The organism is Amycolatopsis acidiphila (assembly GCF_021391495.1).
Taxonomy (GTDB): domain Bacteria; phylum Actinomycetota; class Actinomycetes; order Mycobacteriales; family Pseudonocardiaceae; genus Amycolatopsis_E; species Amycolatopsis_E acidiphila.
This window is the reverse complement of the sequence record NZ_CP090063.1, coordinates 7,557,380-7,573,365: the sequence shown is the minus strand read 5'-3', so window position 1 is coordinate 7,573,365 and position 15,986 is coordinate 7,557,380. Positions and strand designations below refer to the sequence as shown.

Here is a 15,986-nt window from a genome sequence, read left to right as displayed (position 1 = left end):
CAATACGTCTGGCAGCTAGCCGGCGTTTCCGGCCAGGTAGCTCAGTTGGTACGAGCGTCCGCCTGAAAAGCGGAAGGTCGCCGGTTCGACCCCGGCCCTGGCCACGGCCCAAGAAACCGCTCCGATGCACGTCGGGGCGGTTTTTTCACGTCCGGGGTCTGGCGTGGTCCTGGCTGGTGTTGACCTTGGTTTACTGCCGATTGCCGTCGCTAGTTGCACGTGGGTTGCACGACCGGCGGCCCCCCATGTGGAGGTGATCTCCTCGCGGCGCGGGTTCATCCCTGCCGGGCCGGGTGGTGCCGGTCAAGGGTTTGCCGGAGGCCGCGGAGCGCCCTTGGCCGGTGCCGCCCGGTCTGGCTGCCCTGGGGCGCGTCGCTAGGAGGTCGCCGGGCTGTCTCTTTCCGCTGATCTCTGAAGCGGTGTCGGGGTTCGGGGCAGAGCCCCGGCCGCCGGAGGCCCCCCAAGGTCGTGTTGGCGGCGTTAGTTTGGCTGGAAGAATCGCTCGAAGGCGTGCTGGGCTGTTGTTTGGAAGTCGGTTCCGGGCAGTTCGATGTGCAGGCTTTCGCCGAGGAACTCGCCTGAGTCGTCGTGGCAGCCGATGAAGAAGTGGCGCAGGGCGCGCCATGGTTCCACGCTGGTGCTGGGGAAGGCGTGACGGTTGTACTCGGCGAGTCGCTGGGCCCAGGTTGACGAGAGCACTTCGAAGAAGCCGTATGAGGGCTCGTCGCCGGCCCTGCCTCGTGGGTCTCGTGCGTAGGCTTCGTCGTTCGGGTATCCGAAGATGGCCTGTTGGCAGCCCTTCACGGTGACGATCGCGATCTCGTTGCTGCGGTCGGTCTCGGAGAAGACCTCCATCACGAGCAAGCAGTCTGGATACCCTTCGCCCTGGAGGACGAGCGTACCGGCGCCTGAGGGTGAGGGGATGACGCCGAAGGTCGTGATCTCGCGGAACCGCTCGGTCTGTTCGTGCACTCGCTCATGATGCACGTTGTGCGCCTGGCCTCGCCCTGGTTGAAGAGGGGGTGCGACCTGGATAGCTCAGAGGGCCGCCGGCCGAAGCGGAGCGGCAGGCCGGGCGGCCCGAGCGGCGCGCTTGCGCGCCGCCTTGATTCCATAGAGCCAAGTTCGGCAGTGCGGCCCCGACCACTTCCGACGGAACCTTGGCTCCTTTAAGTTGGCGAGCTGGCAGATTCGAGTGGCTATCGTGAACGCACATACCTTCGGAGGGTCTCAGTCAGTTCGTTAGTGAGAGAACTGTCTAGATCGAGGGTGATTTGCAATGTTAGCTCTATGCCCTTTTCGCCACTCGCTAGTCGGTCCGTGATGGTATCCGCGATTCGGACATAATCGTCGACAAACTTTCTCATGACCTCTATCGGTTGATTCACCCAACGTGCCTGAATGTCCGCCGCGTGGCGCAAGTAGTCATTTTCGATGTCGATGGATCGCAGATTTGCGGCGAAGTCCAGGAATTCTTCGTATACACTACAAAACCGCTCCGCCAAGTGTATAATCCTGTCGGGGTCACCCGGCTCGCCAGGCTTTCCGAAAGCCTGCTCCTGAGCTCCAGGAGACAGAACTCTGTTAAATGTATCGGTAATACCGGTGAGCGTCGTGAAGTTGTTCTTCAATTTCTGAAATGCAGCATCGGCTTCAAGGTGTACGCCACTTCGAGGCGCATATTCTAGCAAGTGGTCACGATATTTTCCTTCAAGGCTGTCCATCCGCTCGCGCAACACTGCACCGTATAACAGGTATTCCCATCCGCCTGGGCGTTCCGTAAGCAGAATATTCATGGACCGTGAATCACGGGGAACCCTACCGTCAAATTTTGGCTTCGAATCGGATTGTGGCGATCCGACTTTTTCGAGGACAGCCCTAACGATCCCGTCGATGCCGACGCTCTTCGCATCCAAGTAGGAGATGGTAGGCGGCAAGCCGGGGACCGGAGTATCATCGATGCGGATTGGCAGGATATACGGCGATTCTTGATATAGGGACCGACTCTGTGTGATCTGTCGCTCATAGTTCGGCCACTTCTTGTCCACGTAATGACGAGAAGTGAATAGCAAAGCGTAGCGCGCCTTTTGGCTATATATCATCTCGAGGAAGTCGACGAGGTTCTCTCCCCAGAGTGTGGCCACCTCATCTTGGTCGTAGAAGACCTTGACGCCATTGAGTTTCAAGCCTTCCACTACGTTCTGAACGAACTCCCGGTCTTCGCCAGCGAAAGAGACTGCCACGTCATACTCATAGTCCGTCAATGCTCCACCCAACCGTAGATCAAGTTTGGAGCAGATCCTATATCTATGAGAGGCCTTCGCGCCGAAGTTTCGCTGAAAACGATTCTTGGACGAGCTACGGTAAGTAAATCCAGCGAGTGGCCTAGGGGTCAGCTGGCGCCGTCTAAGAACTTCGTCAAGAGGCGTGTCTTGCGCTCTTCGCCGATCAATCAAATTTGATCGCTGCCAGAGTCTTGTCGTCATGGCGCTTAGCACGTGGATGCACTTGGCCTTCGGGGTCCGTCTCGCGCTCCCATTGCTGGCAACGGTCCACCAGGCCATGCAGTTGGCGCGCGTCAGCCGCCGAGTACTTGTCCCAGTCGATCACTGCGAGATGCTTCAGGGAGTCGTAGGCACCATCCGTAGAGAGAATCGCCCACCTGCTACGGCTGACCGGTTTTAGAGACTTGATCGCGTGGCGTGCTGCGGCCGGGTCAGTCTCGGCGATCCAGTACCCGCCCGCGCGGTTGCGGTACCGCGCTTGCTGAGTCTGCAGCTCACGAAGCAACCGCCGGTGTTCGTCGTCGAAGCCGTGGCCTGCCGCTAGGCGTTCGCGGTAGCGGCGCCGTGGTTCGAGGTCGAGGCGGTCCATGCGGTCATCCGTCAGGACCTCGCCACCCGGGAGGATGACGTAGTTGTCCCCAAGTAGGAGCAGGTCAAGGTGCTCGTCTCGCTCGCGGGCGATGGTGACCGTTGACGAGGGCGACTCCCCCGCCCTGAGGTCGAAGTGCGTAGCTGTCGAGCGGATGGCCTCGGCCAGGACGTCGGTCAGGTCTGCGGCTGGGTCGGTCGTGAGATCGGCGGCGATGAGGCGGCCGAGGTGGTCGGCGTAGTCAGACGCGGGCACGGGGACCGGGACGAACGCGGATGCGCCGTCGAGCATGATCACGGCGTGAGGGGTGACGAAGATCCTGTCGGCGCTCTCCTGCATCGGCGGGAGCTGGGCTGTCGTCACGCGCATGGGTTCACCAGAGGTAGGGGCCTGCGGCAAGTTCGCTGTCGGTGATGGTCAGCCCGTCGTAGGTCGCGCGTACGACGAGTGACGCTGGCTGCCGTCCGGTCTGCTGGAACAGCTCGGCGAGATGTGCGGTGAGGTAGTGCGTCGCGCCGAGTGGTCCGATCCCGTGGATACCCGCGATGTGGACGATCACGCGGCCGTCGACGACGTGCCTGGCCACGTAGGCGGCGTCGGCAGACGATGGTGAAGCGTCGTCGGTCGGTGAGCCGATACGGCTGTGGTCGGTGCGGTTCTCGATCCACCAGCGGCCCTCGTCTTCGACCATCGCGAGCACCGGGTCCGCCGCGAGCAGATCAGCTCCGATCGGCGCGGACTTCGGGCCGCAAACCACCACGACATCTCCGGCCGGCGGATCGGATCGGTCGGGCTCGATCTGGAACCGCGAGGTCGCGAGGGACATGGCGTTGAGCAGGGATTCGAGCTGGTTGGCGGTCTCGGCGTCCTCGGCTGCGATCAATGGGCGTTCGCGGTCGGTGGTCTGGTACCGGTAGGGCACGCCGATGCTGACCGGCCCGACACCGAAGAACGCACGCTCGGCGGGTGGTGCGGTGCTGCGGATCTGCGTGATCCGGCCCTTGGTGATGCCGAGTGCGGCAGCGATCTCGGTATAGCTCATCCCCCGCTCGCGGTGGGCTTCTTCGATCGCGGCCTTGCGCAGGCGGGCCAGTTCGGTCGCCCGCTGCTGGTACATCGTGAGCAGTTCCGTTGCGCGCTGACCTCGCCGGATCGGGTCGGGGTCGCGCCGGACGCTCTCGAAGTCCTCGGCCCTCATCATGACACGCGAGTTTAGACCCCCTTGACGGACCGCGACAGGCTCAGTTACATTGGTGTTTAGACCCCCTAGACGAACCAGGTAGCGGTGTACCGCAGGTGTTTAGGGGCCTAAACAGCCCGCATAGGGCACTGACTGGAGGAGAAGCACAGATGGCGATCAGCAGGGGACACCGGTTTCCGGTCGAGTTCGAGGAGGCGTTTCCGCAGGGTTTGGTGATGGTGGGCGACGTTGCGCCCAACATCGAGTATCAGTCGCGGGAGGACCGGGCGGCCGGGCGTCCTGCTCGGCAGCGAGTCGACGAGGTCACGGGGAAGCGGCAGTGGAAGGCGGCCGTGACCGACCCGTCGGAGCCCAATGCCAAGCGGGCGTCGTTCGAGATCACGTTCCTGGCGGACGTGCAGCCGGTCCCGACGACCACGGAGGCGCTGCCGGGCATGCGGCCGATCGAGCTGGACGGCCTGACCGCTGAGCCTCGCGTGGCGGGCAACGGGGAGTTCAAGTACCAGTCCTACGTCTTCCGGGCGACCGGGTTCAAGGCGGCGGGCAACCAGGGCGGCCGGTCGGCGAAGGCTGCTGGCAACCCCGGTGAGCAGTCGGCCAAGGCCGCGTGAGGAGAACTTTGATGACCTCGTGTGACGGCGAAGCGCCACCGCCTCGGGATGGCAGGCAGGAGTTCGAGCCGGGCTACGTCTATCTGCAGGTGGCCGATCTGATTGCGGCTCGGATCTTGGCTGGGGAGTTGCGGCGGCATGACCGGCTCCCCGGTGAGCAGGACCTGGCGTTGGAGTACGGGGTCTCGCTGGGCACAGCGAGGCACGCGACTCGGGTGCTACGGGAACGGGGACTGGTGTTCACGATCCGCGCCAAGGGCACATTTGTCGCAGATCTGAGCGGCCGTAACCGCAGGCGATAGGGATGGCCCGGCGGCAGGCACGACGCGACGCCTGCCGCCGTCCCCCACCAGGAGGGGAGGTGATCGAAATGGTCTCGGGAAGCCGTTCTCAGCAACGGCGTTGGCTCGTGCGGCGACGTTGCTGGCTGTGCGGTCGACCGCATCGGCTGGTCCGCGACAAGGTGCACGTGTGCCGAGCGTGCGCCCGACGGCCCTTCGAAGGTCTCTGACGAGAAAGTCGTAATTCCACTGTAGACGCACGCTCGGTCGTGTGGCGATGCCGCGCGCCCGGACACGGAGACTGCCCCAGAAATCAAGGCGCAGAAGCGGAATCCGGCTACCAACCTTTCCCGCTCCTGCGCTGTCCACACCTTGCGGAGTAGACAAGTGGCAACGATAGGCAACGCGAACCAACGCGTGTCAAGGGACCGCGTACAGACGCGGTGTAACGCATGTAAGAAATTCGCTCGTCTGGCGCCCGGCGACACCGAGTGCGCCGCGTGTGCGGGCAGGCTGCCGCTCCCGATCGGGGGTGGTCGCTGATGGGCGCGCACACGTTCGGCGTGCTGCTGTTGGGCACGGCGGGTTTGGCGGTCGTTGTGTGGGTGCTGCACAAGCTGGGCCGCGCCCTCGCTGCGATCGCGGAGACGCTGGCCGCTGCGGCGGTCGTGTTCCTGGCGCTGTGGTGGCTGCTCAAGGGCATCGGCTGGATGGTGAAAGAGATCGTCACCCACCCCCGGACGGCGTTGACCGTCGTCGCAGTCGCCGCGTGGTTGCACTGGTGGGGCTGGCTCTCGCTGGTCGTCAGCATCGCGGCCGTGGCGGCGGCACTCGGGTTGTGGCGACTGGTGGACCTGGTGTCATTCGACCAGTGGGCCGGGCAGGTGCTTCGGTCGTGGTGGTTCCGCTGGGCGGTGTATATGCCCAAGCTGCCGGGCTGGCTGCACGCTTGCGGGCTGAGCGTCAAGGACGAGTCGGTCCCGGTCGACGTCACCGTGAACCTCGTGGGTCGCAAGAAGATCAGCCGGGATCGTCAGCAGCCCGGCGTGCGGATACCGAAGGTCAAGCGGGTCAAGTCCGGCCCGTCATGGGACGAGGTGCGGGTGCAGCTCGTGCCTGGCCAGAAGCCCGAGGACTTCGACGAAGCCGCTCGTGCGTTGGCATCCGCGCGCAAGGTCGCTCGCTGCCAGGTGCGGGAGGTGGCGCCCAACGTCGTGTCCGTCGACTTCCAACGGCGAGACCTGCTCGCGGCCCCGGTGCCCTGCCGCGAACTGGAAGCAGCCGAGATCGACCTTCGCCGAGTGTGGGCCGGGCGCACCGAGTACGGGCAGGACCGGCAGGTTCCGTTGTTCGGGTCGGGCAGCCACACCCTGACCGCTGGCGCGTCGGGCGCGGGCAAGAACTCGGTGATGTGGTCCCCGCTGGTTTCAATCGCGTCGGCTGTCCGAGACCGGCTCGTCCGCGTCTCGGGCATCGACCCGAAGGGGATGGAGCTGGCCTACGGACGCGGCATCTTCCATCGCTACGCCGTGACACCTGAGGAGACTGTCGACCTGCTCGACGAGCTGATCGCGTCCATGAACGCCCGGAAGGAGGAGTTCGCCGGCCACGTCCGCACCGTGCCGGTAACCAGGGAGAACCCGCTGGAACTGGTTGAGTTCGACGAGATCGGCGCCCTGACCCGCTACACCGACCGTAAGACCCGCGACCTCATCACCGAGCGGGGTTGTACGACCGTTAAGCGCAACCCCCGTGACCTGCAGAAACGTCTGCGCCTGAAAAGCGGAAGGTCGCCGGTTCGACCCCGGCCCTGGCCACGGCCCAAGAAGCCGCTCCGATGCACGTCGGGGCGGTTTTTTCGCGTCCGGGTCTGGCGTGGTCCTGGCTGGTGTTGACCTTGGTTGACCGCCGATTCCCGTTCCTTGGGGCACGCGGGGGCACGGTCGACGTACCGCGCATCCTGGCGTTCATGCGCCTGATCGAGGCGCTGAGCAGACTGGGTTCGGTGGGGTTCGTGGAAGAGGTACTGAGGGAGATTCGTCGGCGGACTGCGGTTGCCGGCATCCGTCTCGTCGGGGTCGACGGGCCGTCGGGTTCAGGCAAGAGCACGTTCGCTCGGGCTCTCGCGGCGTTGGCTGATGCTCCGGTGATCGAAGCCGACGACTTCGTGTCTTGGGGAGACTCTCGGGATGGTGGCCTCGGTTCGAGGAGGAGGTCCTCGGTCCGCTCTTGAGTGGGCGAGATGCCTGCTTCCGCGTGCGTGACTGGGAACGGGACGAGTTCGGGTCCTCGTTGAGGCAGGAGCGGAAGTTGGTGCGGTGGGCGCCGTTGGTGATCCTCGAAGGGGTCACGACCACTCGCCGAGCAGTCAGCGACCATTTGGCATACCGGATATGGGGCCAAGCTCCTCGGTCTCAATGTCTGTGGCGCGGGCTCGCTCGGGACGGCGAGGATCACCGTGATTTGTGGTTGCGTTGGCAGGACGAAGAGGATCGCTTCTTCGACGACGACGAGACCCGGAGTCGGACCGACCTTGTCGTGGACGCTGCGGACGTAACGGGCGGGGCCGATTGAGGCTTGCGGCGTGCACGGGCTGGTCACGCACCCCGTGTGAACTGAGGAAACGTCTGTGCCTGAAAACCGGAAGGTCACCGGTTCGAATCCGCCCCGGCCACTCCTTCCAGCAGCACAAACCGCCTTCGCCGCGTCCGGCGGGGGCGGTTTGGTGTGTCGGCCCGTCTCAGTCACCTTTGAGCGTGACCAACGCTGATGGCCAGGGCAACCACATCACAGGAGAGCCTCGATGCGCTCCCGCTCGTTGAATAATCGGTAGGTGCCGAAGCTACCGTGGGGCATGGCGCGATATCGGTTCCTCGACGGGATGGGCGACGTTATGGGCGAGCGTGAGTTTCCCGACCACGCCGCCGCCCTGGGGTGGGCGCACGACGAGGAGGAACTCGACGACGACGTGCAACGCGTCGAGTACCTGGGTCCCGAGGGCGACTGGCGCTGGGCCGGCGCCCTCGAAGGATGAGACGGGACGACAGAACGCCGGCCCCCGACGTTCGGCCACTTCAGCGGCGAAGGCAGCCAGGAGACAAGGAACTGGCCGGTGAGCAAGCTGGCCGAGCGGGGCTCGGCGATGCCGCCTCATGAGAACCGCTCTGACACAGGCCGGGTTCAAGCCCGATCGTTCTTGTCAGCATATGTTGACAGAACCAGCCGTCAGCATATGCTGACACCCATGGAGACAACACTGAAAATCGCAGAGGGTGCCACAAGCAACGACCCCGACGTGGGGCTGCGCGCGGTGGCTTCGCTGCGGGCGCTCACCGAACGGCTGGAGATCCTCCAGGTCGAAAGCGCGCGGAAGCTGGGGTGGTCCTGGCAGGACATCGCCGAGCGGCTCGGCGTCACCAAACAGACCGTGCACCGCAAGTACGGCCGACGAGTCGGGGGGCGATGATGTTCGAGCGCTTCACGCCGGACGCCCGCACTGTTGTCGTCCACGCCCAGGAGCACGCCCGCCGTCTCGGGCATCGTTATATCGGCTGCGAACATCTCCTGCTCGCGGTCGCCTCGACAGGCCGGCCCGCGAGCGCCGTCCTGCGCGAGCACGGGGTCACGCCCGAACGTGTCGAAGAGGAAATCGTGCGCCGGGTCGGGCTGGGTGGCGGGGCCGAACTGTTCGGTGACCTCGACCGGGACGCGCTGTCGGCCATCGGGATCGATCTCGACGCCGTGCGCGCCCGGATCGAGGCATCCTTCGGTGCGGAAGCCCTCAACCAAGCCGCCAATGCCATGCACGGTCGGCCCCGCCCGTCCCGGCTGAACCCTCGTCGCGCCATCCCACCGGGTCTGCTCCGCCGCTGGCGTCGGCGCCGTCGGCCTGCCCCGGCCGCATTCGCCCCCACCTCGACGGCGACCGGCCGCTACCAGGCCGCGGGTGCCGTTCCTCGTGGGCACCTGCCGTTTACCACGCCTGCCAAGAAGAGTCTGGAGAACAGCGTCCGCGAAGCGCAGGCCATGCACGACCAGTACATCGGTGTCGAACATATCGCGCTCGCCCTGATCGGGACGAACAACCCGATTCTGCTGGCGCTCGGCGCATCAGGGCCCGCATTGCGCGCCGCGATTCTTGATCGCTACCGGCAGGCGAGTTGACCCCGGCTCTGCCCAGGACGGCAAGGTAATGCCACCCTCAACGCATCGGCACAGCAGTGGACCCCCAGCCCACCGCCGGGGGTCCACATCGGACTCGGATCAGTCGCGCAGCAGCTCGTTGAAGAACGTGCGGTAGCGCTGCAGCGCCAGGCGCAGGTCCTCGGTCGCGACCTGTTCGCCTTGCTGCCACTGGGTTTCCAGGTCCCGCTTGTGCTCGGCGAACGTCGAGGCCAAAGCCTGCATCACCTCGGCCACCAGCTGGTCCGCGCCCTGGACGGTGTCCTGGGGGTCGTCGACGAAGGCGGTCTGCAGGGACTGCCAGCGGCCACGGAAATGCTCGATCTCGTCCTGGCTGAACAACTCCACCCGCTCGCCCGGGGAAGAACTGCGCGCTGTGCCCCGATCGTCCGGCGTGCCCTCGTCGTCCGGAACCCGGGAGTCGTCGGGCACCTGACGTTCGTCGTTCGCCCTGGGGGCCACCAGGTCTTCGGTGCTGAGGCGTTCGTTCGTGGTCACGTCAGCGGTTCCCTTCGTCCGAGCGGTTCCGGGCGGTCGCCGGCTCACGGGTGTCCAGCAGGTCGGCGAAAACGGTGCGGTAGTGCACCAGAGTGCGCCGTAGCTCCTCGGTGTCAGCCGTACGCTTTTCGTGTCCCTGCAAGGTTTCCCGCGCCGTCCGGTAGTGTTCCAGCGTGGGCGCGTGCTCGACGGACAGGTCGCTCGCCTGCTGCTCGTGACCGCCGTCGGTCGGGTAGCCGCGGTCGGCCATCACCTGCGTGAGCATCCGGTCGGCCTCCGTGATCGCCTCGCCGGGCTGGTCCACGAACCGCTGCTGGATCACGGCCCAGCGCTCCCGGTACTGCTCGCGCGCCTCGTCGGACAGCGGGCGGATGTCCAGCTTCTGGTGCCGCCGCTCACGGTTCGTCAGCTCACGCTCGGCCTCGCGGCGGCTCGAGCCTTCCTCCATCGCGCGGTCGTACTCGGGCCCGAACTTCTCGCGAAGGTGTCGGCGCCGCTGCAGCTGCACGAGCAGTGCGACCAGCGCGATCACCACGACGACAGCGACCACGATGACGATGATCATCGATGGGGACATCGCAATTCTCCTCTGATGTGCTGCGAAATCTGGTCCCCCCGGACCTTTTTCGGATCGGCTCAACCCGTGAAACGGAAACCTCGGTCCCGGAATTGATCGATGCAGAACCAATTTTTCGTTGCCGCTGAGCCAAAGAAGAACTGCGTGTCACTGATCGGACGCTGCCGGTCGCGAATACGGAAGAAAATTTCCACCCGAAGAACAATTGTCGTCCGGACGGCCTTCTTTTCCCTACGCCATTCAGTCCGACCGTTTTGCCGAAAGGTGCACGTCGAGGCCGGTGCGGCCCGCTGCCAGGTGCGGCTTCAGCACCAGGTCCACGTCGTAGTCCCCGCCGTTCTGGGTGCGGAACGGGATCGGCTCCGTCGTCGCCAGCGTCTCCAGCCGCGCGCGCAACTCCTTGGCCGCCGCCTCGAATTCGGGCGCTCCTGCCCGGTCGGCGCTGTGCACGACAAATGGCAGCAGAGGTGACATGCCGGTGTAGAAGAACGTGCCGTGCAACAGCGGGAACAGCACCTGCTCGAACGGGCCGTTCACGCCGCGCGGCCCGAAGGTCGACGACCGGCCGCCGACGGTCACCGCCGCGAGCGCGCGCTTGCCCCCCAGCTTCCCTTCGCCGTATCGCAGCACCCGCCCGTCCTCACCGGTGAGCCCGTAGCCGAAGCCCTTCACGAACACCCGGTCGATCCAGCCCTTGAGGATCGCGGGCGGGCCGTACCACCAGAGCGGGAACTGCACGACGAGCGCGTCGGCCCACTCGATCTTCTCCTGCTCGGCCCGGATGTCCGGGCTGAGGCGTCCCGACTCGTAGGCCACGGCGGACTCGGCCGCGACCAGCAGTCGCTCGCCGGCGTCCTGTGCGTAGTCCGCGCGGTCGACGACCGGGTTCCAGCGCATCGCGTACAGATCCGACTGCCGGTACTCGTGGCCGAGCTCGGTCAGCGTCCGAAGGCCTTCGTCACGCAGCGAGCCGGTGAGCGACCGCGGTTCCGGGTGGGCGTAGATCCACAAGATCTTCATTCCTCGATCATCCGAGTTGGTTGAGCCCGCAACGAGTGGCCTGATGGCCATCTTGTGCAAGAATCGGGCCATGCACCGTATCGTCGCACTCGTCCGGGCCGGCGTGCTGCCGATCGAGCTGGGCATCGTGCACCGGCTGTTCGGCGAGGCTCGCTCGGTCGCCGGGGGGCCGCTCTACGAGGTCGTGACCTGCGCACTCACCCCCGGGCCGGTGCGCACCGACGCCGACTTCACCATCACCGTCGAGCACGGCCCGGAGGCGCTGGCCGGCGCCGACACGGTGCTCGTGCTCTCCTCCGAGGACGACTACGGCCCGCAGTCCGGCGGGGCCCTCCGCGGCCCGATGGCCGAGGCTTTCGCGCGCATCCGGCCCGGCACGCGCATCGGCTCGATCTGCACCGGCGCCTTCGTGCTCGCGGCCGCCGGTCTGCTCGACGGCCGGCGTGCGACCACACACTGGCGCTCGGCGGCCGGGCTGCGCGAGCTGTACCCGGCCGTCGAGGTCGAGGAGAACGTGCTCTACACCGACTCCGGGGACGTGCTCACCTCGGCCGGCGTCGCCGCGGGCATCGACTTGTGCCTGCACATCATCCGGCGCGACCACGGCGCCGCCGTCGCGAACGAGGTCGCGCGCGGCACCGTCGTCGCGCCGCACCGCGACGGCGGGCAGGCGCAGTTCATCTCCCGCCCCGTCCCCGAGCCTCGTGCCTCCTCGACGGGCAACGCGCGGGCGTGGGCGCTGCGTCATCTCGACCGTCAGCTGACGCTGCGGGACCTGGCGGCACAGGACTCGATGAGCGTGCGCACCTTCACCCGCCGCTTCCGGGAGGAGGTGGGCATCTCGCCGTTGCAGTGGCTCACCCAGCAGCGCGTCGAGCGGGCGCGCCAGTTGCTCGAAGAGACCGACCTGTCCATGGACCGGATCGCGGCCGACGCCGGGTTCGGCACGGCCGCGTCGCTGCGCCAGCACCTGCAGGCCGCGCTCGGCGTCTCGCCGAGCACCTACCGCGCGACGTTCCGGGGCGAGCAGGTGCTGGACGCCGGCCTGTCCGCACGGTAGCGAGTGGACGGTCTGCGAAAGCGCTTTCTCATCGCTGGCCGGATCGATCGGGCACCGATGATGATCATTGCGACACACGGGAAATCCCGAGTTGCGCCGTACCGATAAAGTGTCCGGATGGCTGGCGTTAAGCGGCGCACCCAGGCGGAGCGGCGGATGGCCACCCGGACGGCGCTGCTGGAGGCGACCGTCGAGTGCCTTGTCGAGTTCGGCTACGCCAATGTCACTGCGGCGCAGATCGCCGCCCGCGCCGGTGTTACACGCGGGGCCCAGGCGCACTACTTCGCCACCAAGGCGGAGCTGGTGGTCGCCGGCCTCGAGTACGCCATCGGCCGGATCGTCGAGCAGTTGCGGGCCGATCCGCCGCACCGGCCGACGGAGGCCGAGACCGTGCTGGCGGTGGTCGACCGGTTGTGGGCCATGCACGACAGCAAGATGTTCACGGCCGTGACCGAACTGTGGCTGGGCAGCCGGACCGACGCCGAGTTGCGCAAGCACGTCTACCGGCTCAACAGGCAGCTCAACGGCGGCATCGGGGAAATCCTCAACGAGGCCGTGCCCGACTTCCTTGCCAGACCGCGTGGCACCGCGGTCATCCTCACCGCGCTCGCCGGTATCCGCGGTGTCCTGCTGATGAGCTTCGTGTCCAGTGCGCGCACCACAAAAGTCATGTGGACGATCACCCGGCGTGAGATCGAGGCCTCGGTCGCTGACGCGATCGGACGATCCTGACCCTCCGCAGTGGACGGAACATACCTGCCTGCCTGTATATTTCTCGGTGGTTCCGCGTCAGGCGACCGGAACGCGCAGGGGGCGTTCCGGTCGTCGCGCGGAGTCAGTCCCAGAGCTCGCGGGCGGGCATCGGTTTGCCGAGGTAGTACCCCTGGGCCTGGTCGCAGCCCAGCTCCCGCAGCAGGTTCAGCTGCATCTCGTTCTCCACGCCTTCGGCCACCACGGTCAGCTGCACGGCGTGTGCCATCGCGATGATGCTCGTCACGATCGCCTCCGCGTCGGCCGAGTCGCCCAGCCGCATCACGAACGAACGGTCGATCTTGAGAGTGTCCAAAGTGAGCCGTTGCAGCTGCGCGAGCGAGGAGTAGCCGGTGCCGAAGTCGTCGATCGCGAGCCGGACCCCGATCTCGCGCAGCGCACTCAGCGCCTCGCTGGCCAGCGCCGAGTCGCGCATCAGGGCGCTTTCGGTGATCTCCAGGCACAGCGCCTTGGCGGGCAGCCCGGTGGTGTGCAGTGCGCGCTCGACGTCCGGGATGAGCGCCGGGTCGTCGAGCTGGCGGGTGGACAGGTTGATCTTGAGGTCGACGTCGAGGCCGCTCGCGCGGCGCGCCGCCAGCTCCTGGGTGGTCACCCGCAGGACGTGCGCGCCCAGCTGGTTGATGAGGTCGCTCTCCTCGGCCAGCGGGATGAACTCCATCGGGGGCACGGCCCCGTGCACCGGATGCGTCCACCGCAGCAGGCCTTCCACCGCGACCATCCGGTTCGTGCGCAGGTCGACCACCGGCTGGTACGCCGCCCACAGCTTGCCGAGCCGCACCGCGTCCCGCAGATCCTGTTCGAGCCGCAGCCGTCGCTGCATCCGCCGGCGCAGCTCCACGTCGAAGAACTCGTACCGGCTGCGCCCGAGTGTCTTCGCCTGGTACATCGCCACGTCCGCGTCGCGCAGCAGCTCGTCCGCGGCACGCGGGTCGCCGGCCGCGGCGAGCACGATGCCGATGCTCGCGTCCACATGCAACTTCCGGCCGTCCACCGAGATGGGCCGGGTCAGCGAGTCGCGCAGGTGCTCGGTCAGCGCCCGGACCTCGGGCTCGCCGTGCATCTCGGAGGCGATCACGACGAACTCGTCACCGCCGAGCCTGCCGACGACGTCGTCGCGGCGCACCGCCCGGCGCAGCCGTTCGCCGGCGATCCTGAGCACCCGGTCGCCGACCGTGTGGCCGAGGGAGTCGTTGATGACCTTGAACTTGTCGAGGTCGATGAACAGCACCGCGGTCGAGGTCCGATGCGGACCGTGCAGCCGCGCGGCCAGCTCGGCCAGTACGAGGGTGCGGTTGGCCAGGCCGGTCAACGGGTCGTGCGTCGCGTCGTGCTCCAGGCGCTCGCCGATCGCGCGGCGCTCGGTGATGTCGGTGAATGACAGCACGTACGCGCTGAGGTCGCTGTCCTCGGGGTTCATCGCCCGGCAGGACGCGGAAAGCCACACGTTGCGCCCGTCGCGGCGCAGCACCCGCATCACCCGGCCCTGCTGGGCGATCCCGGTGCGGCGCACCTGCGCCGACGGGTACTCGCTCGGGGACATGCGCTGGCCGGACTCGGCGTAGACCGGCCACTCGTGCGGCGACGAGCCGAGCATCGCCACCTCGGGGATGCCGAGGATGCGTTCCGCGGCGGGGTTGGCCGAGATGACGAGCCCGCTGGCGCCGATCACCAGCACGCCTTCGTCGAGCGAGGCCACGACGGTGCTGTACTGCCGTTCGGCCCGGCGGCGCGCCGTCTCGTCCGCGCACACGAGGACGAAACCACCGTCCATTTCGGCCGCCGACACCCGGACGCTCAGCGCCGACCCGTCCGCCGCCCGGTGCGTCTCCTGGCTCACACCACCGTTGCGCAGCACGGCGGCCGGGTCCAGCGGCGCGCCGACCAGCTCGCTCACCCGGCGGCCGAACGCCCCCGCCGCGGGCAGCCCGTAGATCGTCTCGGCGGCCGGGTTCCAGCTGGTCACCCGGCCCTTCGCGTCGGTGGCGATGATCGCGTCGCTGACGTGCTGGACGAGCGCGGCCTGGTACCGCAGCGCGGTCTCGGCGGCCTTCTGCGCGCTGACGTCGCGCATGATCACCTGGAAGGCCGGCCGGCCCGCCCAGGTGGTGCGGACCGAGACGACCTCCATCGCGCAGCGCGTGCCGTCGGCGCGGACGAACTTCGCCTCAGCCGGGTCCGAAGTGGCCCCCGGCACGGTCAGCCGGTTGAGCCGCTCGAACATGTCTGACTGGGACCGGGAGTCCACGAAGTCGGTGATCGGCCTGCCGAGCAGCGCCGCCGGCGAGTCCCCGCCCGCGAAGCGCACCGCGGCGGGGTTGGCGTAGACGATGGCGCCGTCCTGGTGCACGGCGATCATGTCCGGGCTCAGCTCGACCAGTAGCCGGTAGCGGTCGGCGAGGTCGGCGAGCTCCCGGCGGTCCTCGTGCCGGTCGGTGACGTTGTGCGCGATGCCGAGCAGGTGGCCTTCACTGCGCCGCGCGGTGAACCGGAGCCAGCGGATCTCGCCCTCGGGCGTCTCGTAGGACTGCTCCAGGTCGAGGTCCTCCCACACGTCGGTGGCGCGGATGGTCACGACGAGCGGTTTGATCAGCTCGGCCAGCCGCGCCCGGATCTCCGCTTCGTCGGCGCCCGGCACCCCGAGCAGCTCGTCGAGACCCGGCCGCCACGACAGCCTGTCGTTGGCGAAGTCCAGCGACCAGACGACTCCGCGTCCGGCGGACAGTGCCAGGTCGATGACCTGTTCGTGTTCCAGTGACACCCCGGCAGGACCTCCCGCGCTGTTGGCGTTTGCGTCCATGGTCCGTCCGATCCGCCGATTTGCCGGATAGCTGTGGTTACTCCGTTCGGGGTACGGCCCTAGAGCGAAAGCACCCTTCCCACAAGTACCAGCTTGCCACGGCAAGTGACACGA

At 66.9% G+C, this 15,986-nt stretch carries 17 protein-coding genes and 1 tRNA gene; 10 read left to right on the top strand and 8 right to left on the bottom strand.

From position 1 onward, the window contains the following. Window positions 1–30: 30 nt before the first annotated feature. Window positions 31–104, top strand: a tRNA-Phe gene (locus LWP59_RS37050). A gap of 376 nt (window positions 105–480) precedes the next feature. Here the strand turns inward: LWP59_RS37050 and LWP59_RS37045 are convergent. The 4 genes from LWP59_RS37045 to LWP59_RS37030 all read right to left on the bottom strand — a co-directional run bounded on the left by LWP59_RS37045 (window position 481) and on the right by LWP59_RS37030 (window position 4,075). After that, window positions 481–972, bottom strand: coding sequence for a hypothetical protein (locus LWP59_RS37045; protein WP_144637809.1), 492 nt, complete (start codon window positions 970–972; stop codon window positions 481–483). 227 nt (window positions 973–1,199) lie between these two features. Further along, entirely contained in the window at window positions 1,200–2,264 is a 1,065-nt protein-coding gene (locus LWP59_RS37040; RefSeq protein WP_186383212.1) for a TIR domain-containing protein, read from the bottom strand. Window positions 2,265–2,448: 184 nt separating this feature from the next. Then, window positions 2,449–3,243 (bottom strand): hypothetical protein, encoded by a 795-nt coding sequence (locus LWP59_RS37035; protein ID WP_229857898.1) that lies wholly within the window; start codon window positions 3,241–3,243, stop codon window positions 2,449–2,451. Between the two features lie 4 nt (window positions 3,244–3,247). Next, entirely contained in the window at window positions 3,248–4,075 is an 828-nt protein-coding gene (locus LWP59_RS37030; protein WP_144637813.1) for a sigma-70 RNA polymerase sigma factor region 4 domain-containing protein, read from the bottom strand. A 149-nt stretch (window positions 4,076–4,224) separates the two neighbouring features. Between LWP59_RS37030 and LWP59_RS37025 the strand changes: the two genes are divergently transcribed. From LWP59_RS37025 to LWP59_RS41325, 7 genes are all read left to right on the top strand, one after another. Further along, window positions 4,225–4,686 (top strand): hypothetical protein, encoded by a 462-nt coding sequence (locus LWP59_RS37025; protein ID WP_144637815.1) that lies wholly within the window; start codon window positions 4,225–4,227, stop codon window positions 4,684–4,686. Between the two features lie 11 nt (window positions 4,687–4,697). Further along, window positions 4,698–4,988 carry a winged helix-turn-helix domain-containing protein gene (locus LWP59_RS37020; RefSeq protein WP_144637817.1) on the top strand — a complete coding sequence of 97 codons (291 nt, stop codon included), beginning with the start codon at window positions 4,698–4,700 and terminating at the stop codon, window positions 4,986–4,988. Between the two features lie 521 nt (window positions 4,989–5,509). Then, window positions 5,510–6,862 carry an FtsK/SpoIIIE domain-containing protein gene (locus LWP59_RS37015; RefSeq protein WP_144637819.1) on the top strand — a complete coding sequence of 451 codons (1,353 nt, stop codon included), beginning with the start codon at window positions 5,510–5,512 and terminating at the stop codon, window positions 6,860–6,862. Between the two features lie 74 nt (window positions 6,863–6,936). After that, entirely contained in the window at window positions 6,937–7,200 is a 264-nt protein-coding gene (locus LWP59_RS37010) for a nucleoside/nucleotide kinase family protein (RefSeq protein WP_222425523.1), read from the top strand. Window positions 7,201–7,800: 600 nt separating this feature from the next. Continuing rightward, window positions 7,801–8,001 (top strand): hypothetical protein, encoded by a 201-nt coding sequence (locus LWP59_RS37005; protein WP_144637821.1) that lies wholly within the window; start codon window positions 7,801–7,803, stop codon window positions 7,999–8,001. A gap of 210 nt (window positions 8,002–8,211) precedes the next feature. Further along, complete coding sequence (locus tag LWP59_RS37000; protein ID WP_144637823.1) at window positions 8,212–8,433, top strand: helix-turn-helix domain-containing protein; 222 nt, start codon at window positions 8,212–8,214, stop codon at window positions 8,431–8,433. Continuing rightward, window positions 8,430–9,131, top strand: coding sequence for a Clp protease N-terminal domain-containing protein (locus tag LWP59_RS41325; RefSeq protein ID WP_144637825.1), 702 nt, complete (start codon window positions 8,430–8,432; stop codon window positions 9,129–9,131). Before LWP59_RS37000 ends, LWP59_RS41325 begins: the two co-directional genes overlap by 4 nt. Before the next feature lie 99 nt (window positions 9,132–9,230). Here the strand turns inward: LWP59_RS41325 and LWP59_RS36985 are convergent, their stop codons facing one another. The 3 genes from LWP59_RS36985 to LWP59_RS36975 all read right to left on the bottom strand — a co-directional run bounded on the left by LWP59_RS36985 (window position 9,231) and on the right by LWP59_RS36975 (window position 11,244). Further along, window positions 9,231–9,647, bottom strand: a complete 417-nt coding sequence (locus tag LWP59_RS36985) for a hypothetical protein (protein ID WP_144637827.1) — start codon at window positions 9,645–9,647, stop codon at window positions 9,231–9,233. A gap of 1 nt (window position 9,648) precedes the next feature. Continuing rightward, the gene (locus LWP59_RS36980; protein WP_144637829.1) at window positions 9,649–10,224 is read right to left on the bottom strand and encodes a hypothetical protein; all 576 of its coding nucleotides are present in this window, start codon (window positions 10,222–10,224) and stop codon (window positions 9,649–9,651) included. A 240-nt stretch (window positions 10,225–10,464) separates the two neighbouring features. Next, window positions 10,465–11,244: an NAD(P)H-dependent oxidoreductase gene (locus tag LWP59_RS36975; protein WP_144637831.1), complete on the bottom strand. Its 780-nt coding sequence runs from the start codon at window positions 11,242–11,244 to the stop codon at window positions 10,465–10,467. A 43-nt stretch (window positions 11,245–11,287) separates the two neighbouring features. Between LWP59_RS36975 and LWP59_RS36970 the strand changes: the two genes are divergently transcribed. Continuing rightward, window positions 11,288–12,304 (top strand): GlxA family transcriptional regulator, encoded by a 1,017-nt coding sequence (locus LWP59_RS36970; protein WP_144637833.1) that lies wholly within the window; start codon window positions 11,288–11,290, stop codon window positions 12,302–12,304. Window positions 12,305–12,421: 117 nt separating this feature from the next. Beyond that, window positions 12,422–13,036, top strand: a complete 615-nt coding sequence (locus tag LWP59_RS36965; RefSeq protein WP_144637835.1) for a TetR/AcrR family transcriptional regulator — start codon at window positions 12,422–12,424, stop codon at window positions 13,034–13,036. Window positions 13,037–13,139: 103 nt separating this feature from the next. Here LWP59_RS36965 and LWP59_RS36960 read toward each other — a convergent pair whose 3' ends face one another. Further along, entirely contained in the window at window positions 13,140–15,872 is a 2,733-nt protein-coding gene (locus LWP59_RS36960) for a sensor domain-containing protein (RefSeq protein ID WP_144637837.1), read from the bottom strand. Window positions 15,873–15,986 lie beyond the last annotated feature (114 nt).